General features: G+C 73.1%; 18 protein-coding genes. 12 read left to right on the top strand and 6 right to left on the bottom strand.

Annotated features, from left to right (window positions below; genetic code table 11):
• Positions 1 to 140: 140 nt before the first annotated feature.
• From LXM90_RS24995 to LXM90_RS24965, 7 genes are all read left to right on the top strand, one after another.
• Positions 141 to 1,622, top strand: coding sequence for an ATP-binding protein (locus tag LXM90_RS24995; RefSeq protein ID WP_020093028.1), 1,482 nt, complete (start codon positions 141 to 143; stop codon positions 1,620 to 1,622).
• On the top strand, positions 1,619 to 2,293 hold the full coding sequence (locus LXM90_RS24990) for a response regulator (protein ID WP_012320334.1): 675 nt from the start codon (positions 1,619 to 1,621) through the stop codon (positions 2,291 to 2,293). Before LXM90_RS24995 ends, LXM90_RS24990 begins: the two co-directional genes overlap by 4 nt.
• A gap of 3 nt (positions 2,294 to 2,296) precedes the next feature.
• Complete coding sequence (gene tenA, locus LXM90_RS24985; RefSeq protein ID WP_020093029.1) at positions 2,297 to 2,980, top strand: thiaminase II; 684 nt, start codon at positions 2,297 to 2,299, stop codon at positions 2,978 to 2,980.
• 16 nt (positions 2,981 to 2,996) lie between these two features.
• Positions 2,997 to 3,788: a DJ-1/PfpI family protein gene (locus LXM90_RS24980; protein ID WP_020093030.1), complete on the top strand. Its 792-nt coding sequence runs from the start codon at positions 2,997 to 2,999 to the stop codon at positions 3,786 to 3,788.
• A gap of 113 nt (positions 3,789 to 3,901) precedes the next feature.
• Positions 3,902 to 4,363, top strand: a complete 462-nt coding sequence (locus tag LXM90_RS24975) for a TerB family tellurite resistance protein (protein ID WP_020093031.1) — start codon at positions 3,902 to 3,904, stop codon at positions 4,361 to 4,363.
• 15 nt (positions 4,364 to 4,378) lie between these two features.
• Entirely contained in the window at positions 4,379 to 4,783 is a 405-nt protein-coding gene (locus LXM90_RS24970; protein ID WP_020093032.1) for a CidA/LrgA family protein, read from the top strand.
• A 3-nt stretch (positions 4,784 to 4,786) separates the two neighbouring features.
• Complete coding sequence (locus LXM90_RS24965; protein ID WP_020093033.1) at positions 4,787 to 5,503, top strand: LrgB family protein; 717 nt, start codon at positions 4,787 to 4,789, stop codon at positions 5,501 to 5,503.
• A 20-nt stretch (positions 5,504 to 5,523) separates the two neighbouring features.
• Here the strand turns inward: LXM90_RS24965 and LXM90_RS24960 are convergent, their stop codons facing one another.
• Positions 5,524 to 6,621, bottom strand: coding sequence for an NAD(P)/FAD-dependent oxidoreductase (locus LXM90_RS24960; RefSeq protein WP_020093034.1), 1,098 nt, complete (start codon positions 6,619 to 6,621; stop codon positions 5,524 to 5,526).
• A gap of 303 nt (positions 6,622 to 6,924) precedes the next feature.
• Here LXM90_RS24960 and LXM90_RS24955 point away from each other — a divergent pair, with 303 nt between their 5' ends.
• On the top strand, positions 6,925 to 7,332 hold the full coding sequence (locus LXM90_RS24955) for a MucR family transcriptional regulator (protein WP_026604910.1): 408 nt from the start codon (positions 6,925 to 6,927) through the stop codon (positions 7,330 to 7,332).
• Between the two features lie 41 nt (positions 7,333 to 7,373).
• On the opposite strand, the gene LXM90_RS24950 is transcribed toward LXM90_RS24955, so the two are convergent.
• The 3 genes from LXM90_RS24950 to LXM90_RS24940 all read right to left on the bottom strand — a co-directional run bounded on the left by LXM90_RS24950 (position 7,374) and on the right by LXM90_RS24940 (position 11,703).
• Complete coding sequence (locus tag LXM90_RS24950; protein WP_020093036.1) at positions 7,374 to 10,046, bottom strand: MGH1-like glycoside hydrolase domain-containing protein; 2,673 nt, start codon at positions 10,044 to 10,046, stop codon at positions 7,374 to 7,376.
• Positions 10,047 to 10,159: 113 nt separating this feature from the next.
• Positions 10,160 to 10,942, bottom strand: coding sequence for a fumarylacetoacetate hydrolase family protein (locus tag LXM90_RS24945; protein ID WP_020093037.1), 783 nt, complete (start codon positions 10,940 to 10,942; stop codon positions 10,160 to 10,162).
• 95 nt (positions 10,943 to 11,037) lie between these two features.
• The gene (locus LXM90_RS24940) at positions 11,038 to 11,703 is read right to left on the bottom strand and encodes an HAD-IA family hydrolase (RefSeq protein ID WP_020093038.1); all 666 of its coding nucleotides are present in this window, start codon (positions 11,701 to 11,703) and stop codon (positions 11,038 to 11,040) included.
• A gap of 198 nt (positions 11,704 to 11,901) precedes the next feature.
• Between LXM90_RS24940 and trpA the strand changes: the two genes are divergently transcribed.
• From trpA to LXM90_RS24920, 4 genes are all read left to right on the top strand, one after another.
• A complete protein-coding gene (gene trpA, locus LXM90_RS24935) occupies positions 11,902 to 12,741 on the top strand; it encodes a tryptophan synthase subunit alpha (protein WP_020093039.1) in 840 nt (279 codons plus the stop codon).
• 80 nt (positions 12,742 to 12,821) lie between these two features.
• Positions 12,822 to 13,718 (top strand): acetyl-CoA carboxylase, carboxyltransferase subunit beta, encoded by an 897-nt coding sequence (accD, locus tag LXM90_RS24930; protein WP_020093040.1) that lies wholly within the window; start codon positions 12,822 to 12,824, stop codon positions 13,716 to 13,718.
• An 8-nt stretch (positions 13,719 to 13,726) separates the two neighbouring features.
• Positions 13,727 to 15,052: a bifunctional folylpolyglutamate synthase/dihydrofolate synthase gene (locus LXM90_RS24925; protein ID WP_020093041.1), complete on the top strand. Its 1,326-nt coding sequence runs from the start codon at positions 13,727 to 13,729 to the stop codon at positions 15,050 to 15,052.
• A gap of 232 nt (positions 15,053 to 15,284) precedes the next feature.
• Positions 15,285 to 16,184 (top strand): outer membrane protein, encoded by a 900-nt coding sequence (locus tag LXM90_RS24920; protein ID WP_234081184.1) that lies wholly within the window; start codon positions 15,285 to 15,287, stop codon positions 16,182 to 16,184.
• 123 nt (positions 16,185 to 16,307) lie between these two features.
• On the opposite strand, the gene trxA is transcribed toward LXM90_RS24920, so the two are convergent.
• Positions 16,308 to 16,631: a thioredoxin gene (trxA, locus tag LXM90_RS24915; protein WP_010682902.1), complete on the bottom strand. Its 324-nt coding sequence runs from the start codon at positions 16,629 to 16,631 to the stop codon at positions 16,308 to 16,310.
• A 222-nt stretch (positions 16,632 to 16,853) separates the two neighbouring features.
• Positions 16,854 to 20,351: a double-strand break repair helicase AddA gene (gene addA, locus LXM90_RS24910; protein ID WP_020093043.1), complete on the bottom strand. Its 3,498-nt coding sequence runs from the start codon at positions 20,349 to 20,351 to the stop codon at positions 16,854 to 16,856.
• Positions 20,352 to 20,360: the final 9 nt, after the last annotated feature.

Genomic DNA, 20,360 nt, shown 5'->3' with positions numbered 1-20,360 from the left:
CCAGCCAGTCCTGGCGCGGCTATCCACAAGATTACGCCACGCCGCTTAAGAATCGGTGTTCGCCCCGTCCGCGGCACTGGGGGCGGGGCGGCCTGAGCACGTCCGGGTCGCCACTCCGCCGGCCGCCCGCGGCGGGCGCCATGGACTTCGCCGGCGCGGTCGCTATGCGTCAGCGCGTGGATACCCGCCCGAACCTGTCCCCGCGTACCGAGACGGCCGAAGCGCCGGACGCTCCCCGGCTCCGCCGCTGGCCCTGGTCGGCGTGGTCCACCCGCGCGCGGCTCGTCGCGGTGGTCCTGCTGATCGACGCCTTCGCGGCCGTGATCTCCTGCGCGGTCATCGTCCTGAACGCCCGGTCGGCCGTGCGCGTCGAGACCCGCGCGTCGCTCGCGACCGTCGAGTCGCTAGTGGCCGACACGATCCGCCTGTCCGACACGGCCGCGCCCGACACGCTGCTCCAGACCCTCGACCTGCGCTTCAAGGTCCTCCGGCACGTCCGGGTCGCTGTGCTCGACGCGGACGGCGACGAGGTCGGCCGGCCGCTGCCGCCGCCGCGCGCCGACCGGGAGGCGCCGCGCTGGTTCGCCGACCTGATCATGCCGCCGATCGAGCGCCACGCCCTTCCGATCGTCGTCAACGGGCGGCGGCTCGGCACGGCGCAGATCACCACGCAGCCGATGGACGAGATCGACGAGATCTGGGGCTACGCCCGGGCGCTCTCGCTGACCACCCTGGCGATCAACGCCGCGATGCTGATCGCGCTCTACATCGCGCTGGGCCGGATCCTCGCGCCGCTGCGGCGGCTCGGCGCCGGCCTGACCCAGCTGGAGCACCACGACTACACCGCCCGCCTGGAGCCGCCCGGCGCCCGGGAGCTGGCCGTGATCGCCGAGCGGTTCAACAAGGTCGCCGAGGCCCTGGGCGAGGTCCGGGCCGCCAACGGCCGCCTCAACCGCCAGCTCCTGACCGCGCAGGACGACGAGCGCCGCCGGACGGCCCTGGAGCTGCACGACGAGTTTGGTCCGTGCCTGTTCGCCCTTGAGGCCAACGCCGCCTCGATCGGCCGCATCGCCTCCGGCACGGCCGAGCCGAGCCGCGAGAAGCTCGCCGCCCGGGCGGCCGAGATCAGCGCGATCGTCGGGCAGGTCCAGACCGTCAACCGGGAACTCCTGAACCGCCTGCGGCCGCACGGCCTCGGGCAGGCGCCCCTGGCGACCTGCCTCGACCTACTCCTGCGCGGCTTCGAGCAGCGCCATCCCGGCATCACCTTCGCGGGCCGCTTCGACGGGCTGGCCCGGGGCTACGGCGACCTCGTCGACCTCACGGTGTTCCGCTGCGTTCAGGAGAGCGCCACCAACGCCGTGCGGCACGGCGCCGCGACCCGGGTGGAGGCCGAGGCAGCCGAGACCGGCGGCCGGATCGACCTCACCATCCGCGACAACGGCACCGGAATCCCGCCGGAACACGGTACCGGGCTCGGTCTGTCGGGGATGCGCGAGCGCGTGGAGGCCCTCGACGGCACCTTCGCCCTTGACAATGCCGGCCCCGGGGCGATCGTCCGGATCACGATCCCCGTTCCGCCCGACCGGGGCGACGAGAACAACACCGCGCCGAGCGCATGAACGCCATCGCATCCCAGATCGACGCCGCCGCCACGCGCCTGCCGGTTCTCGTCATCGATGATCACCCCATCGTCCTGCAGGGCTGTCGACGCGTGCTGGAGGATTCCGGCGTCGAGACCATCGCGGAGGCGACGACAGTCGTCGGCGGCTACCGGATCTTCCACCGGCTCCGCCCGCCGGTCGTGATCTGCGACCTGACCTTCCAGGGCAGCGGCATGGCCGGGCTCGGCCTGATCCGGCGGATCCGGGCGGTCGCGCCCGAGACGCGCATCCTGGTCTTCAGCATGCACAACGACCCGGTGATCGTCGCCCGCGCCCTCGAGGCGGGGGCCCTGGGCTACGTCCTCAAGGACCACGCCTCGGCCGAGCTGTTCGAGGCCTTCGCCAAGGTCCGCGTCGGCGAGGTCTACCTCGACCGGCGCCTCGCCACCGAGGTGGCGATGCTGCGCGCCGACGCCCGCCGCGCGCCGGAATCGCAGCTGACCCCCCGCGAGCAGCAGATCCTGGCGCGCCTCGCGCAGGGCCGCTCCTACGGAGCCATCGCGGCCGACCTGTCGGTGAGCTACAAGACCGTGACGAACGCCTGCTCGCAGATGCGCCAGAAGCTCGGCGTGCGCACCCTCGCCGAGCTGATCCACGTCGCCGTCACCCACGCGCAGCGGCAGGGCTAAGCCGTGGCATCCCCCGGACCTGACGACGCCTTCTCCTGGGAGGCCTGGGCGCGCAACGCCGCCGCCTACGAGACCATCCGGTCGATGCCGTTCAACGCCGAGCTCGCCGCCGGCACGCTGCCGCAGGACCGGTTCCGGCACTACATCGTGCAGGACGCGCACTACCTGATCGGCTTCGGCCGGGCGCTGAGCCTCGCCGCCGCGAAGGCGCCGGATCCGGACACGATCGTGCAGTTCTCCCGCGCCGCGCAGGAGGCGATCGTGGTCGAGCGCGCCCTCCACGGCGGCTTCTTCCGCGACTACGGCATCGGGCCGGACACCTTCGCGGCCACGCCCCTGACGCCGGCCTGCGACCACTACGTCAGCTACCTCACGGCCACCGCCTACGCCGAGCCCTACGCGGTCCTCTGCGCGGCCCTGCTGCCCTGCTTCTGGATCTACAAGGCGGTCGGCGACGACATCTTCGCCCGCGCGCAGCCCGACAACCCGTATCGCGCCTGGATCGACACCTACGCGGGCGACGATTTCGCCGCAGCGGTCGCGGCCATGATCGCCGCCACCGACTGCGCGGCGCGGGACGCGTCGGAGGCCGAGCGCGCGCGGATGCACCGGGCGTTCACGCAGGCCACCCGGCTCGAGTGGCAGTTCTGGGACAGCGCCTACCGCGACGCGGCCTGGGCCCTGTGACCCGCCCGGCGCGCCCGTGACCGCGCCGGACGCCAGCCGCCGCGATCTCGTCGCCGCCGCGCTCGCTGCAGCCCTCGCCGCGCCGCTCCGTCCGGCCCTGGCCGCCGGCGCCGGCGATCCGGCGCCGATCCCGCCGGATCGGCCCGTCCGGATCGCCATGCTGGTCTATCCGGGCCTCACCGCGCTCGATCTCGTGGGGCCGCAGACCTTCCTCGCCGGCCTCGCCCCCGGCAGCCTCCACCTCGTCGGCGCGGAGCCCGGGCCGGTGACGAGCGACACCGGCCTCGTCCTGGTGGCGACCCACGGCTTCGCGACCTGCCCGGCGGACCTCGACGTCCTGTTCGTCCCCGGAGGCGACGGCACCCCCGCACAGATGGGCGACGCTGCGCTCCTCGCCTTCCTGCGCGACCGCGCCGCGCGGGCCGGCTGGATCGCCAGCGTCTGCACCGGGTCGCTGATCCTCGGGGCGGCGGGCCTGCTGCGCGGCTACCGCGCGACGTCCCACTGGAGCGTGCGCGACGCGGTGCTGCCGCTCCTGGGCGCCCGTCCGGTGGCCGAGCGCGTCGTCTTCGACCGCGACCGCGTCACCGCGGCCGGGGTCTCGGCGGGGCTCGATCTCGGGCTGGCGCTCGCCGCGCGCCTGCGCGGGGATACCTACGCCCGCACCGCGCAGCTCGTCGCCGAGTACGCCCCGGCGCCGCCCTTCCGCGCCGGCACGCCCGCCGAGGCCGGGCCGGCGACCGTCCGGGCGGCCGAGGCGATCCTCGCGCCGCTGGTGACGGGGGCGGAGGCCGCAGCGCGCCGGTGAGCGCCGCGCCGGCGATGCAACCGGGACACGGTCCGGCGCGACGTGCGGCGGCGTGCTTGACGGCGCGCCGCCGGGGCCCGAACTGTTGCGGTGCACGATCCCCCGGAGCCGCCATGTCCCTGATCGCACGCCTGCGCGCCTACGCGGCCGAGGCTCTCGGCGTCGGCACGCAAGAGACCGTGGACGAGACGCATCTCGCGGCCACCGCGCTCCTCGTCCACGTCGCCCGCGTCGACGGCATCCTGGCGCCGGCCGAGAGCGAGCGCCTCTCGCGCCTCGTGCAGGGCCACTACGCCGACGGTCCGGATGCGGCGCGGGCGCTGATCGAGCGCGCCGCCGCCATGGATTCGGAGGTGCGCGACGTGGCGAGCCTCGTGGAGATGATCCCGCACGAGGCCGACCGGTCCGAGCGCGAAGAGCTGCTGACCATGGCGTGGTCGGTGGCGGCGGCGGACGGCAACGTCGACGAGTTCGAGGAGGCGCTGGTCGAGCGCCTCGGCCGCCTGCTCGGCTTCGACGAGGCCGCCATCGCGGCGGCCCGCCGCAGCGGACAGCAGGGCGTCGCGGCCGCGTAGTCCCGGCCGCCCGCGATGATCGCCAGCCTGGCCCTGATCCTGCTCGCGCAGCTGCTGGGCGAAGCCCTCGCGCGCGGCGCGGGCGTCCCGATCCCGGGGCCGGTGATCGGCATGGGCCTGATGTTCGCGTTCCTGCTGCTGCGCGACAATGCCCGCCTCGGCCTACCGCGCGTGCTGCCGAAGCCGCTGACCGACGGGACGCTCGAGACGACCGCGCGCGGGCTGCTGATGAACCTGTCGCTCCTGTTCGTCCCCGCGGGCGTCGGCGTCGTCGGCCGCCTCGACCTGCTGCGGGCGCAAGGCGCCAAACTGGCCCTCGTGCTGGTCGTCTCGACCGCCCTGTCGCTGCTGGTCACCGTCCTGGTGTTCCGCGCCGTCGCCGCGCTGGTCGAGCGGCGCGGGACCGACGGGGAGCCCTGACGGGTGGCCGGCGACTTCTCGCTCTGGGTCTACCTCGCCAAGACGCCGCTCCTGTGGCTGACGGTGACGCTGACCGCCTACGTCCTGGCGGACCGGATCGCCGCCGTGACCGGCCGGCACCCGATCGCCAACCCCGTCCTCATCACCGTCGTCCTGGTGGGGGCGGTCCTGGCCGTCACTGGCACGCCCTACGGGGCCTATTTCGAGGGCGCGCAGTTCGTCCACTTCCTGCTCGGGCCCGCCACCGTGGTGCTGGCGATGCCGCTCTACGAGCGGCGGGCGACCGTCCTGCGCGCCCTCGCGCCGATGCTGGCGGCCCTCGCCGCCGGCTCGGCCACCACCCTCGCCGTGGTGATCGGCCTCGCGCGCCTCCTCGACATCCCGCAGCCGATCCTCGTCTCGCTGGCCCCGAAATCCGTGACCTCGGGCGTCGCGATGGGCATCGCGGAGGCGCTCGGCGGCGACCCGACGCTCACGGCGATCCTGGTGATCCTCACCGGCATCATCGGGGCGATCCTCGTGACGCCGATGATGAACCTCCTGCGGATCCGCGACATGCGCGCCCGCGGCTTCGCGGCCGGGCTCGCGGCCCACGGCATCGGGACGGCCCGCGCCTTCCAGGTCAGCGAGGTCGCCGGCACCTTCGCGGGCATCGCCATGGGGCTCAACGCCTTCCTGACGGCGATCCTCGCGCCCCTGGCGCTGCACCTGCTGTTCTGAGCACCTGCTGTTCTGAGGCCTCAGGCGTCCAGCCGGTCGGCCACGGCCTCGGCGAGCGACAGGCTGGAGGTCAGGCCGGGGCTCTCGATCCCGAACAGGTGGACGATCCCCGGCAGGCCGTGCTCGGCCGGCCCGTCGATCCGGAAGTCGGCCGCCGCCTCGCCGGGCCCGGTCAGCTTCGGCCGCAGGCCCGCGTAGTCCGGGTACAGCGCCCCGTCGGGCAGGCCGGGCCAGTAGCGCCGGATCGCGCCGTAGAAGGCCTCGGCGCGCGCGGGATCGACCCGGTAGTCGAACCCGTCGACCCACTCCACGTCGGGCCCGAAGCGGGTGCGGCCGGCGAGGTCGAGGGTGAGATGGATTCCGAGGCCGCCGTCGATCCGCGGCGCCGGGTAGATCAGCCGCGAGAAGGCCGGCTTGCCGGTGCAGCCGAAGTAGTTGCCGCGGGCGAGGCGCAGCGTCGGGACGCGCTCGGCCGGGTAGCCCTCCGTGCCGGCGGCCAGGGCCGGGGCACCGAAGCTCGCGGCGTTGACCACCGCGTCGAAGGCCATCGTGCCGGGCTCGGCGCCGCCGAACGCGGCCCGCCACTGCCCGTCCCGCCGTGCCAAGCCCTCGACCGGGGTGCGCAGGGCGAGCGCGCCGCCGTGATCCTCGATCGCCCCGAGCAGGGCGAGCATCAGCGCGTGGCTGTCGACGACGCCGGTGCGTGGCGAGTGCAGCGCCACCGTGCAGGCGAGATTCGGCTCCAGCTGCCGGGCGGCGCGTCCGTCGAGGAGTTCGAGGCCCGGGACGCCGTTGGCCTCGCCCTGGCGTCGGATCGCCGCGATCTTCTCGGCCTCCGCGTCGTCGGACGCGACGATCAGCTTGCCGCACGCGCGATGCGGGACGCCATGACTCGCGCAAAAGTTGTATAATTGGCGGGCGCCCTCGACGCAGTGGTGCGCGCGCTCGGATCCGCCCGGGTAGTACATGCCGGCGTGGATCACTTCCGAGCTGCGGGACGAGACCCCCGTTCCGAAGGCGTCCTCGGCTTCCGCCACGATGACGGCATGCCCGCGCAGCGCGAGTGCCCGCCCGATGGCGAGTCCGACGACGCCGGCTCCGACGACCAGGGCCTCCATGTCTTCGCGTTCTCCAACGCGCCCGGTTGGGCAGGTGAGTCCTCAATACCGCACTTGAGCCGGAACAACGACGCGCCCGTTGATTCGTCGTTGACCCTAAATCTCAATCCTAAGTAGAAATATCGGCGCGATAAATGCGCGGCTCGGTTGTAGCGGCGGCGGACTGGCCCATAATGAGGCCATCCGCCGCCTCCGGCCGAGGCCGAGAACGTCTCAGGGACATGCACCGGCCGTCGGCGGCGAAGAGCCCGACGGAAACCGACGAGAGCCACATCCGAAACACGTAGAATCGAGGTGACGACCATGCAGATGACATCGCCGAGCGTCGAACTCGCCGCAAAGATCCTGAGCGCCTACGTCACGCGCAACAGTGTCCCGGCGGGAACGCTGCCGGACCTGCTCTCCGAGGTACACCGCTCGATCACCGCCCTGGACCAGCCCGCGGAGCCGCAGGTCCGGCGGCCGACCGAGGCGCAGATCCGGGCCTCGATCCGGCCGGACACGCTCATCAGCTTCGAGGACGGCAAGCCCTACAAGGCCCTGCGGCGTCACCTGACGATGCGCGGCCTCACGCCCGAGGCCTACAAGGCCAAGTGGGGCCTGCCCGTCGATTACCCGCTGGTCTCGGCGGTCTACAGCGCCCGCCGCTCGACGATCTCCCGCCAGATCGGCGAAGGCCAGCGCCTGCGGATGCAGCAGGCCGCGGAGTAAATGGGCGTCGGTCGCCGGCGCGCGAGCCCGGCGACCGGTCCTCACGGCCAGCCCGGGTTCTGCGCCTCGGCGGCGGCGGTCGCCACTTCCTGGATCAGCAGGGCCACGAGCCCGGACCATCCGGTCTGGTGCGACGCGCCGACCCCGCGGCCGCTGTCCCCGTGGTAGTACTCGTAGAACAGGACGTGGTCGCGGAAATGCGGATCCTCCTGCTCGATCCGGCTGTCGCCGTAGACCGGCCTGCGCCCGTCCGGGCGGCGGGTCGAGAGGCTGATCAGCCGCCGTGACAGGTGGGCGGCGATCTCCCGGAGCGCGTAGGTCCGGCCCGACCCGGTCGGCGCTTCGACTCTGAAATCCGGGCCGTAATAGTCGTGGAAGCGGTTCAGCCCGGCGATGAGCAAGTAGTTGACCGGCATCCACACCGGTCCCCGCCAGTTCGAGTTGCCGCCGAACAGCCGCGAGCGCGACTCGGCCGGCTCGTAGGCGAGCCCCAGGTCCCGCCCGTCCCAGGCGAAGCAGAACGGCTCGTCCGCGTAGACGCGGGACACGGCGCGCAGCCCGTAATCCGAGAGGAACTCGTTCGGGTCGAGGGCGCGGTGGAGCAGCGCCTTCAGCCGGTGCCCGCGCAGCAGCGACAGCAGCGCCGTCTGGCCCTCGCCGGGCTCGTTCCAGCGCGAGACCAGGGTCGCGAGGTCCGGGCGGTTCTTGAGGAAGAACACCATTCGGCTGCGCAGGGACGGCAGCCGCGCGAGGTCGCACTCGTTGATCACCGCCACCGCGAAGATCGGGATCAGGCCGACCATGGTCCGGGCGCGGATCGGGAGGCGCTGCCCGTCGCGCGTCTCGATGACGTCGTAGAAGAAGCCGTCCGGCTCGTCCCACACGCCCGCTCCCGTGGCTCCGGCGATGAGGAGGAAGTGCTCGAAGAACTTCTCCGCCATGTCCTCGAAGGTCGGGTCGTCGAGCGCCAGCTCGATGGCGATCCGCATCAGGTTCAGCGCGTAGGTCGCCATCCAGGCCGTCGCGTCGGACTGGGTCAGCGTGGCGCCGTCGCCTACCGGCTTCGACCGGTCGAAGATCCCGATATTGTCGAGGCCGAGGAAGCCGCCCTGGAACAGGTTGCGGTCGTCGGAATCCTTCCGGTTCACCCACCACGTGAAGTTAAGGGTGAGCTTGTTGAAGATCCGCTTGAGGAAGGCGTGGTCCGGCTGGCCGGTGAGCGCCCGGTCCAGCTCGAACACCCGCCAGGCGGCCAGCGCGTGGACCGGCGGGTTGGCGTCCCCGAAGCCCCACTCGTAGGCCGGCAGCGCGGCGTTCGGGTGGGTGTAGGCCTCGTCGACCAGCAGCAGGAGCTGGTTCTTGGCGAAGTCCGGGTCGATGAGCCCGAACACGATCGCCTGCAGGGCGAGGTCCCAGGACGCGAACCAGGGATACTCCCAGGCATCCGGCATCGAGATGATGTCGTTGGCGCGCAGGTGCGACCAGTCGCTGTTGCGGCCGTGTCGCCGCTCCGGCGCCGGCGCGGGCTGCGCTGGGTCGCCGGCGAGCCACTCGCGCACGTCGTAATGGTAGAGCTGCTTCGACCAGAGCATGCCGGCGAGCGCCTGCCGCTGCACGAGCCGCATCTCGGGATCGGCGATCGGCGCCTGGAGCGCCCCGTAGAAGTCGTCGGCCTCGCCCTCGCGGGCGGCGAAGACGGCGTCGAAATCCGCGAAGGGCGCGCCCGGCGCGGTCTCGGCGCGCAGGCGCAGGCGCACGGTCCGAGTCTCGCCGGGGCCGAGATGCAGGTCGTAGCGGGCGGCGCACTTGGTGCCGGACAGGGCGTTGACGGCGGCCCGGTCGCCGCCCACGACGCACCGGTCGATCCCGTCCTTGTAGAAGCCCTCGGCGGGGCCGCTGCCGAACAGCCGGTGCGTGTTGGTCTCGTTCTCGGTGAACAGCAGGTCGCCCGCGCCCTCGGCGAAGAACCGGAAGGTCGGCAACTCGGGGTGGCGCGCCCAGACCGAGCCCTCCGACCCGGCCATCAGCTCCGGCTTCGGCGTGCCCTGCTTCCACGACCACGTGTTGCGGGCCCAGAGCTGCGGCAGCAGCGTCAGGGCGGCCGGGTCCGGGCCGCGGTTGGTCGCGGTCACCCGCATCAGGATGTCGTCGGGGGCGGCCTTGGCGTAGGCGATCTCGACGTCGAAGTAGCGGCCCTCGTCGAACAGGCCCGTGTCGAGGAGCTCGAATTCCGGATCGTCGAGGCCGCGCCGCGCGTTCTCATCGACCAGGCGCCCGTACGGGAAGGCGGCCTGCGGGTACTTGTAGAGCATCCGCATGAAGGCGTGGGTCGGGATCCCGTCGAGGTAGTAGTAGAGTTCCTTGACGTCCTCGCCGTGGTTGCCCTCCTGGTTAGTCAGGCCGAACAGCCGCTCCTTCAGGATCGGGTCGCGCCCGTTCCACAGCGCCAGGGACAGGCACCAGTTCAGGTGGCGGTCGCCGAAGCCGCCGATCCCGTCCTCGCCCCAGCGATAGGCGCGGGACCGGGCGTGGTCGTGGGGCAGGTAGTCCCAGGCGTCGCCCTTCGGGCTGTAATCCTCCCGCACCGTGCCCCATTGCCGGTCGCTGAGGTAGGGCCCCCAGCGGCGCCACGCCGGATCGGAGCGGGCCTCCACGAGACGGCGGCCCTCGGCGGTCTCGAAGAGGTGCGGCGGCACGCCGTCGGGCTTGGTCATACGCGCGCTGCTCCTGCCCCCGCGGATCCGTACCGGATAAAGCCGCGACGCCGGCAGGGAAAGTCAACGCCCCGCCGCAACCGGATCTCCGCGGGGGATCGCGCGACGCGCGATCACACGATGCGGATCGACAGGTCCGGCAGGCCCTCGATCGAGCCGGCGAGCACGTCCCCACGGACGACCGGCCCGACATTCTCGGGCGTTCCCGAGAAGACGATGTCGCCTGCCTTCAGCTCGAAGGCCCGCGACAGCTCGGCGATCTGCTCGGCGACCGACCAGATCATGTCCGACAGGTCGGCGTCCTGCCGCACGGTGCCGTTCACGGCGAGCCGGATGCGGCCGCGCGCCGGATGGCCGACCCGGGCGACCGGCAGGATCGGCGTGATCGGCGCGGACTGGTCGAAGCTCTTGCCGATCTCCCAGGGCTTCTTCTGGTTGCCCATGCCGCGCTGGAGGTCCCGGCGGGTCATGTCGAGGCCGGTGGCGTAGCCGTAGACGTGGTCGAGCGCCTGCGCGGCCGGGATGTCGCGCCCGCCCGACTTCAGCACGGCCACGAGCTCGATCTCGTGGTGGTAGTTCTGGGTGAGCGACGGGTAGGGATGGTCGGCGACGCCGCCCGCGACGACCTGCACGGCATCCGCCGGCTTCTGGAAGAAGAAGGGCGGCTCGCGCGACGGGTCGGAGCCCATCTCGCGGGCGTGGGCCGCGTAGTTCCGGCCGATGCAGTAGATCCGGCGGACCGGGAAGACCTGCGCCTCGCCCAGGATCGGGATGATGGCCTGCGGCAGCGGGAACAGCGGGGCCGGCTGCGCCTCGGCGGCCGCGGCGGGGCCGAGGCCCGCGGTGGCGCCGGCGGCGACCGCCCCGAGCGCGCGGCGTCGACTGATCGTCACCATGGCCGTGTCCCTTCACCGCGATCCGCGCGGCGCAAGCGGGCGATACGACCGGGCGGGGCCGGCCGCCAGCGGATCCGCGGCCGGGATGGAGAGGCTCAGGCGGTCCGTGTCACCCGGATCCCCTCCGGGGCCGCCGCGACGCGCAGCCCGGTGTAGTCGGCGATGGTGGGATGATTGGTCCTCACCGGCTCGTGATGGGTCGCGGTGACGACCACGACGGCCGCATCCGCGGCCTCGGCCGCCCGGATGCCGGCCGGGGCGTCCTCGAACACGAGGCAGTCCGGCGCCGCGACGCCGAGGCGCCCGGCCGCCAGGAGGAAGCAGTCCGGCGCGGGCTTGCCCCGCGCCACGTCCTCGGCGGCCACCAGAAGGTCGGGGACCGGCATTCCGGCCGCCGCGAGGCGGCGCTCCGCCAGCCGCCGGGGCGCCGAGGTGACGATCGCCCAGCGGTGGCGCGGCAGCGCCTCCAGGAAGGCCTGCGCCCCCGGGATCGCCACGATGTCGTCGACATCCGCCATCTCGGCCTCGGTGATCGCGGCCGCCTCGGCCACGGGATCGACGCCCGGCAGGTTCAGCCGCCGGATGGTCTCGACCGACTGCACGCCGTGGATCGTCGGCAGGAAGGACGCCGCGTCGAGGCCGTGCGCCTCGGCCCAGCGCGACCAGATCCGCTCCGCGGAGGCGATCGAGCTGATGATCGTCCCGTCCATGTCGAACAGGAGCGCCGCCAGGGGGCGCGACGGGAGGGCTGACTCGGGCATGGGCGAGGGCTAGGCCGGCGCCGCCGTCCCGGCAACCGGCCCGCGCGCATGGCCGCGTCTCGCGCGTGGCCGGGCCTCCGGGACGCCTTCGCCCGCGGTCGCCGCGGGCCCGCCCGCTTCACGGGCCGGTGCCTTTGGTGTAGCGCGGGGGCAATCCCGGGCCGTCGGCGGCCCTGCAGAAGCGAATATCGACCGACCATGCCGAGCCGCATCGACGCCACCTTCGCCCGCGCCCGCGCGGAGAACCGGTCCGTCTTCGTCACCTACGTGATGTCCGGCGATCCCGATCCCGCGACCTCGCTCGAGGTCCTGAAGGCGCTGCCGGGCGCCGGCGCCGACATCCTGGAATTCGGCCTGCCGTTCACCGACCCGATGGCGGACGGCCCGGCGATCCAGGCGGCCGGCCTGCGGGCGCTCAAGGCGGGCCAGACGGTGTCGGGCACCCTCGACCTCGTGCGCCGCTTCCGCGCCGGCAACGACACCACGCCAATCGTGCTGATGGGGTACTACAACCCGATCCACACCTACGGCGTCGACCGCTTCCTCGACGACGCGCTGGCGGCCGGCGTCGACGGGCTGATCGTCGTCGATCTCCCACCCGAGGAGGATTCCGAGCTGTGCCTGCCGGCCCTCGGCAAGGGCCTCGCCTTCATCCGCCTCGCCACCCCGACCACCGACGAGCGGCGCCTCCCGGCCGTCCTCGCGAACACGGCGGGCTTCGTCTACTACGTGTCGATCACCGGCATCACCGGGACGGCGACCCCGGATTTCGGCAAGGTCTCCGAGGCGGTCGCCCGCATCCGGCGCCACACCGAGCTGCCCGTCGTCGTGGGATTCGGCGTCAAGACCGGCGCCCACGCGGCGGCGATCGCCGAGGGCGCTGACGGCGTCGTGGTCGGCTCCGCGCTCGTGGACGTCCTGGTGCGCTCCCTCGACGGCGAGGGCCGGCCGCAGCCCGGAACCGTCGAGGCCGTGACGGAGCTGGTGCGCGAACTCGCCGCGGGCGTGCGGTCGGCGGGCGTCGGGCGGGCCGCCTGACGGGCGGACCGGGCACCCCTGGCGGCGGAGCGCGCCGCACCTGATATCTGCGCGGGCTTGAAGCGGACGGACGCAAGTCGATGGTCGAACCGATGAACTGGATCTCGGAGGTGGTGCGCCCCCGGATCAAGACCTTGTTCAAGCGCGAGACGCCCGAGAACCTCTGGGTCAAGTGCCCGGACACGGGGCAGATGGTGTTCCACAAGGAGGTGGAGGCCAATCACTGGGTCATTCCCGGTTCCGAGCATCACCTGAAGATGGGCGCCCAGGCGCGCCTGAAGATGATGTTCGACGAGGGCACGTGGATCGACGTGGCCCTGCCCGAGGTCACCCCCGACCCGCTGAAGTTCCGCGACGAGAAGCGCTACGTCGACCGGCTCAAGGAGGCCCGGGCCAAGACCGGCCTGCAGGACGCGTTCAAGATCGGCTTCGGCCGGGTCGGCGGCCTTCCGATGACGCTGGCCGCGCAGGAATTCGGCTTCATGGCCGGATCGCTCGGCATGGCGGCGGGCGAGGCCTTCGTGCGCGGCGCCGAGACGGCGCTGGAGAAGCGCACGCCCTACGTGCTGTTCGCGGCCTCCGGCGGCGCGCGCATGCAGGAGGGGATCCTGTCGCTGATGCAGATGCCGCGGACCACCGTGGCGGTGCGCCGGCTCAACGCGGCCCGGCTCCCCTACATTGTGGTGCTCACGAACCCGACCACGGGCGGCGTCACCGCCTCCTACGCGATGCTGGGCGACGTCCACCTCGCCGAGCCCGGCGCGCTGATCTGCTTCGCGGGACCGCGGGTGATCGAGCAGACGATCCGCGAGAAGCTGCCCGACGGCTTCCAGCGGGCGGAGTACCTGCGCGAGCACGGCATGGTCGATCAGGTGGTCCACCGGCACCAGCTCAAGGAGACGATCACGCGTCTCTGCAGCCTCCTCACCAACGCGGCCCAGGCCGACGCGCCGGCCGCGGCTTCCGAGGCGGCCTGAGCCCGGCGATGGCCTCGTCCGACGCTCTGATGGCGCGCTTCCTGGCGCTCCACCCCCGCACCATCGACCTGTCGCTCGGGCGCATCGAGCGGCTGCTCGCGCGGCTCAACCATCCCGAGCGCCGCCTGCCGCCCGTGATCCACGTGGCCGGCACCAACGGCAAGGGCTCGACCATCGCGTTCATGCGGTCGATCCTGGAGGCCGGGGGCCTGGCCGCCCACGTCTACACCTCCCCGCACCTCGTCCGCTTCCACGAGCGGATCCGCATCGGCGGGATCGGCGGCGGGCATTTCGTGGACGAGGACCGGCTGGCCGACGCCTTCGCGCGCTGCGAGAGCGCCAATGCCGGCGAGCCGATCACGATGTTCGAGATCACCACGGCCGCGGCGTTCCTGCTCTTCTCGGAGAGCCCGGCCGACGTCCTGCTCCTGGAGGTCGGCCTCGGGGGCCGGCTCGACGCCACCAACGTCATCGACCGGCCGGCCTGCGCGGTGGTGACGCCGATCGGCCGCGACCATGCCGAGTATCTCGGCGACACGGTCGAGTCGGTCGCGACCGAGAAGGCCGGGATCTTCAAGCGCGGCTGCCCGGCGGTGATCGCCGCCCAGGACTACGCCGAGGCCGACGCCGTCCTCTGCCGGCGCGCGGAAGCCCTCGGGGCCGGGCCCGTGCTGGTGGGCAACCAGGACTTCTCCGTGCACGAGGAGCGCGGCCGGCTCGTCTACCAGGACGAGACCGACCTGTTCGACCTCCCGCGGCCGCGCCTCGCCGGGCGTCACCAGCTGGTCAACGCCGGAACCGCGATCACCGCGCTGCGCGCCGCCGGGTTCGGCGACATCGGGATCGCGGCCCTGGAGCGGGGCCTGACCGAGGTCGAGTGGCCGGGCCGGCTGCAGCGCCTCGGCCGCGGCCGGCTGGCCGCCCAGCTCGATGCCGGCACCGAGCTGTGGCTCGACGGCGGCCACAACATCGACGGCGGCCGGATCCTCGCGGCCGCCATGGCGGATCTCGGCGAGAAGAGCGACGTGCCGCTCGTCCTCGTGGTCGGCCTGCTCGGCACGAAGGACGCCGACGGGTTCCTGCGCAACTTCGTGGGCCTGGCCCGGGCCCTGGTGGCCGTCCCGATCACCGGGACCATGGCCGCGCGCCCGGCCGAGGAGGTGGCCCGGATCGGCGAGGATGTCGGCCTCAAGACCTACGCGGCGCCGAGCATCGAGGCGGCCCTCGCCCTCGTGCGGGACATCGCCTTCGAGCGCCCGCCGCGAATCCTGATCTGCGGATCGCTCTACTTGGCCGGCATGGTTCTCGCCGCCAACGACACGCCGCCGGTCTGAGTCGTCTCCAGTCTGGGAGCGCCGCGCGCGGCCGCTGTATCAAGTGGCCGGGAACCGGAGACCTGTGAAATCCGGATTCTGCATTCGAAAATCCGTCGAATCGCCGCAATCGCCCGGACGGACACCCGTCCACGGCCACGCTTTCCTCCCGCTGTGGCAGCTAAGCTACATCCTCGCGGGGCCCGATCGCATAGTTTCACCGGCGATCGGGCTTATGCTGGGGATCACAGTAATGAAGAAGCTTCTCACCTCTCTCGCGGCGTTCACCGCGCTCACGGCCGCCGCTTCGGCCGCCGACCTGCCGCGCCGCGCCGCGCCGCCGCCGGTGTTCACCCCCGTTCCGGTGTTCACCTGGACCGGCGCCTACTTCGGTATCAACGCCGGCTACGCGTTCGACGCCAGCAGCAACTCCACCCGCGGCTTCGTCCAGACGCCCGGCAACCCGGTCGCTCTGGTTCCGGGCGGTCTCGTCCCCTACCAGGCCCTGCTGCCGAACGGCTCGTCGCTGGTCTACAGCAACGACAGCCGCGAGGGTTTCTCGGGCGGTGGCCAGATCGGCTACAACTGGCAGCTGACCCCGGGCTCCGGCGCCGTGATCGGCTTCGAGGCTGACGCGCAGTACCTCGACTTCGGCCGTCGCGCCCGCTTCGCCACCAACGCCGCGGCGATCAACCCGGGCTTCATCCCGGTCAACGGCACGCTCAACACCATCGACTTCTTCGGCACCGTCCGCGGTCGTCTCGGCTGGGCCTTCGACCGGACCCTCGTGTACGCTACCGGCGGTTTCGCCTACGCCACCGGCACGGATGACGGCGCTCGCGTCGGCCTGCAGAACTTCGCCGGCCGCCGGAACGACTTCAAGACCGGCTGGACGGTCGGCGGCGGTGTCGAGTACGCCCTGCCCACCGACTCGTTCCTGAACTTCTTCCGCTCTTCGGCCGTCACGCTGAAGGTCGAAGGTCTGTACGTGAACCTCGACAACAACAACGGCCGCGCCCAGGCGCCGCTGGTTGGTGCTGCGATCTCCCCGGTCGGCCTCGTGCCGGTGTACTCGCTCGCCGGCGCCAGCCGGAACGAGAACGCCTTCGCCGTCGTCCGCGCCGGCCTGAACTACAAGTTCGGCTCGTACTGAGACGGAATACGGGATCCCGGGCCAAGCACCGGGATCCCGAAATAAAAAACTTGGGCTCGAAACCGAGAAAGCCCGGCCTCGCGGCCGGGCTTTCTTTTTGTCGTTCGGAGCCGTGACGGCAGATCAGGCGGTCTGGGCGCCGATCCAGCGCGACAGGTCGCCCTTCGGTGCGGCGCCGACCTTCTGGTCCACGCGCTCGCCGTTCTTGAAGAGCAGCAGCGTCGGGATCGAGCGGATGCCGTACTGGGCGGCGATCTGCGGGTTCTCGTCGACGTTGACCTTGGCGATCTTCACCTTGCCCTGCAGGTCGGTCGCGATCTCCTCGAGGGCCGGGCCGATCTGACGGCAGGGGCCGCACCACTCCGCCCAGAAATCCACCACGACGGGCTCGGCGGACTTGAGAACGTCCTGCTCGAAGCTCGCGTCGGTTACTTTCACCGTCGCCATAACGTCACCTTTCGGAATCCGCCGCCCGTCGGGCGGCGTCGAACGGGCAGAGGCCCGCGCGGTCCGGTCAGAATTGGCGACGGCCCGGCGCCCGGTCAAGAAGTCCGGTCGCCGGGGGAGGGCGGGGGTGCCCGGGACGCACGGCTCTCTCGGTGAATCGCCCCACCGCGACGTGCGCTGGCGCATGCGGACCGCTTCCGGGCACGCGCCCCGGGGCACGGGTCACGCCTCGATCCCGATCCGGTCCAGGGCCGTCGCGACGTCGTCGGAATCGAGGGCGCGGATCACCGGCCCCGAGGTCCAGACGAGAATCGGCCGGATCGTCCGGCCCGGGTAGATCTGCGCGAGGAGGCGCGCATAGAGGGCGATCTGGCCGGCCTCCGCGGCGGGCAGCGGCGCGCCGGGCTCGGGCGGGCGCCCGGTCTTGAAGTCGGCGAGGTGCACCATGTCCGCCGTCACGGCGAGGCGGTCGACGCGCCCCTGGACCACCCTCTCTGTCCCGCCGGCACGGACACGCCCCGACAGCGCCACCTCCGCGCGGGCGTCCCGGGCGAAGAGCGGCGCGAGGTCGGGGGCGTCGATGATCCGGAGGACCGACCGGACGATCGCGGGGGCGGCCGCGCGCGGCAGACCGGGCGCCCGGGCCTGCACGAAGGCGCGCCCCGCCGTCTCCCGGCGGTCCGGCTCGACCCGGGGCAGGTGCTGCAGCAGGGCGTGGGTCAGGATCCCGCGGCGCCGGGCCTGCGCGTCGGCGAGGCGCGGCGGCGGCACGCGCGTTCCGTCCGCCGCCTGCAGGGCGCCGGAGGGGTTCAGGGCCTCGGAGGTCGGTTCCGGCGGCACCGGGCCGCGCAGCCAGTCGGGCTCCGGCCCGGCCTCCGCTCCGGCCGACGCGGCACCCGCGGCGGGGGCGGAATCCGGCGGGGCGCCGTCCTGCCAGAGAGTCGCGGGCCCGTAGGGGAGTTCCAGCGCCCGGCCGGCGCCGAGTGCCGCCTCCAGGCCGGCCTGGATCATCCGGCACCACGCCGCCTCGGTCTCGCGCTCGTGGCCGCGGAAGGGCGCGACGATCAGCCGGTCGGCCGCGCGGGTCATGGCGACGTAGAGCAGGCGGTTGTGCTCCTGCCGGGCCTTGGCGAGCAGGGCCGCCCGCGCCGCGTCGGTGGCGGCGCAGTCCTGCGTCCGCCCGCCCGACCAGACCGGCGGCAGGGCGATCTCCGTCGCCGGGAGCGGCAGGAGGGGCGGGTCGTTGCGGCCGAGGGGCTCGCACCCGTCGAGGATCACCACGACCGGCGCCTCCAGGCCCTTGGCGCCGTGGACCGTCATGACCCGGACCTCGTCGCGGCCCGATTCGAGGTCGCGCTTGACCGTGTGGCCGGCCTCGGCCCCGACGTAGCGGGCGAGGAAGCCGCCCAGCGACGGGGCGTCCTCGCCGGTCTCGGCCTGGGCGGCGGCGGCGAGGAACACGTCGATCGCGTCCCCGGCCTCGCCGCCGAGGCGGGCGACCAGCTTGGCCCGGCCGCCCTGCGGCCCGAGGAGCCGGGCGTAGAAGCCGAACGGGCCGTGGAGCCCCGCCAGGGCGATCCAGCCCGACAGGGCCTCGAGCCCGCGCCGCGCGGCCGCGTCGCCCGCCGCGGCGTGGCGGTGCAGGGCATCCTCCAGGGTCTCGGCGAGGTCGCGGCGGGCGGCGATCCGCACGAGGTCGTCGTCGGTGAGGCCGACGAGCGGCGTCTTGAGGGCGGTGGCGAGGGTCAGGTCGTCGGCCGGCAGGAGGCCCGCCCGGCCGGCGGCGACCAGGTCGGCCACCGCGATGTGGGCGGAGACCTCGAGCCGGTCCTGCCCGGCGACCGGGACGCCGAGCCCCTTCAGGGCGCGGATCACCTCCTCGAAGGCCGGCCCGCGCTTCCGGACCAGGATCAGGACGTCCCCGGGGCGCCAGATCCGGCCGGTCGCGTCCCCCGCGGTGGTCCAGGCGCGCACCGCCTGCGCCACCCGCCGGGCGGTGACGATCGCGGGAGCGCTGGTCTCGGGCGCGTCCACGGGGGCGGTCCAGGCATCGGGCTCCGCGGCCGGCTCAGGCTCGGCGATCGGCCACAGCTCGACGGCGCCGGGCGCGCCCGGCCGGGCGCTGGCGTGCACGGTCGTGCGGACCGTGTCCTCGAACGACAGGCCCTCGTTGTGGGCGTCGAGGGCGAAGACCGCGTCGACGGCGCGCAGGACGAGGCCGGTCGAGCGGAACGACAGGGTGAGCGGCACGTCCTCGAAGGTCAGTCCGGCCGAGCGCGATTCCGCGATCCAGGACGCGCGGGTCAGGGCGAATTCCCGCGGCTCCGCGCCCTGGAAGCCGTAGATCGACTGCTTGGGGTCGCCCACCGCGAAGCGCGTGCGGCTGCCGGACCGCGCGCCCTCGCCGGCGGCGAATTCCTGCGTGATCGCCCGCAGGATCGCCCACTGCTCCGGGTTCGTGTCCTGCGCCTCGTCGACGAGGACGTGGTCGATGCCGCGGTCGAGCTTGTACAGGACCCAGCCGGCGCCGACGCGGCCGAGCAGGTCCAGCGCCTTGTGGATCAGGTCGTCGAAGTCGAGGGCGCCGAGGCGCGCCTTCTGCGCCTCGACGCGGCGGTGGATCTCGGCCGCGATCTGGAACAGCGCCTGCGTGCGGGCATGGGCCCGGGCGGCGCGCAGGCGGTCGAACAGGGGCTCCAACCGGTCCCGCTCGGCGAGCAGCGACGCCTTGACGCCGGCCGGCACGCCCTTGGTCCCGAGGCTGCTGTCGGCCTTGGGCTCGTCCTTCTGGGTGAAGAAGACCGCGCGGTAGAGCGCGAGCGCCTCGGCCCGGTCGGGAAGGTCCGCGGAGCGGAGCCGCTCGGCCTCGGCGGCTTCGAGCGCGTCGGCGAGCTTCTCGTCGTTGGCCTTGCCGGTGCGCAGCGCCGCGACCAGCGCGGCGCGCTCCTCCGGGCGGCAATCGGGACCGCCCTCGAGGATCGCGGCCTCGATCCGCTCGGCGGATTCCTCGGCCGCCAGCCCCAGCGCCCCGTGCAGCCGCCCGAAGGCCCGCTCCAGGCCGGCGGCGTCGCCGATGAAGCTCCGCGCTCGCACGGCCGCCCGGATCGCCGCCCGCAGGGTGTCGCCCGTGGCTTCCGGCGTGACCCGCGCGAGGGCCGCGCTGAGCGGCGTGTCGCCGTTCGCGACGGCGTCGGCCAGGACGTTGGCCATCTCGATGTCGAACAGTTCCCGGGCCTTGGCCTCGTCGAGCACCACGAAGCGGGCCGGCACGTTCGCCTCGAAGGGGAACATGTGGAGCAGCCGCTCGCACAGGGCGTGCAGCGTCTCGATCTTGAGGCCGCCCGGCGTCTCGACCGCCCGGGCGAAGAGGCGGCGCGCCAGCCGCAGGCGCTCGGGCCCGGCGCGCTCGCCGGTGAGCTCGGCGAGTTCGGCGGCGAGGGTCTCGTCGTCCAGCGTGACCCAGCGGCCGAGCAGCCGGAAGACGCGGATCGCCATGTTGGCCGCGGCGGCCTTGGTGAAGGTCAGGCACAGGATCCGGCCGGGCGGCGCCTCGTCGAGGAGCAGCCGGACCACCCGGTCGGTGAGGACCTTGGTCTTGCCCGCGCCGGCATTGGCCGAGACCCAGGCGGAGGCGCGCGGGTCGGCCGCCCGACGCTGGTTGGCGCGGGTCAGGTCGTCGACGACGAAGGGGGCGGGGGCGTGCGGGGTGGCGCTGCTCAACGGTCCGGT

The sequence above is a fragment of the Methylobacterium oryzae genome (assembly GCF_021398735.1).
Taxonomy (GTDB): Bacteria; Pseudomonadota; Alphaproteobacteria; order Rhizobiales; family Beijerinckiaceae; genus Methylobacterium.
This window is presented reverse-complemented; position numbering and strand designations above follow the sequence as displayed.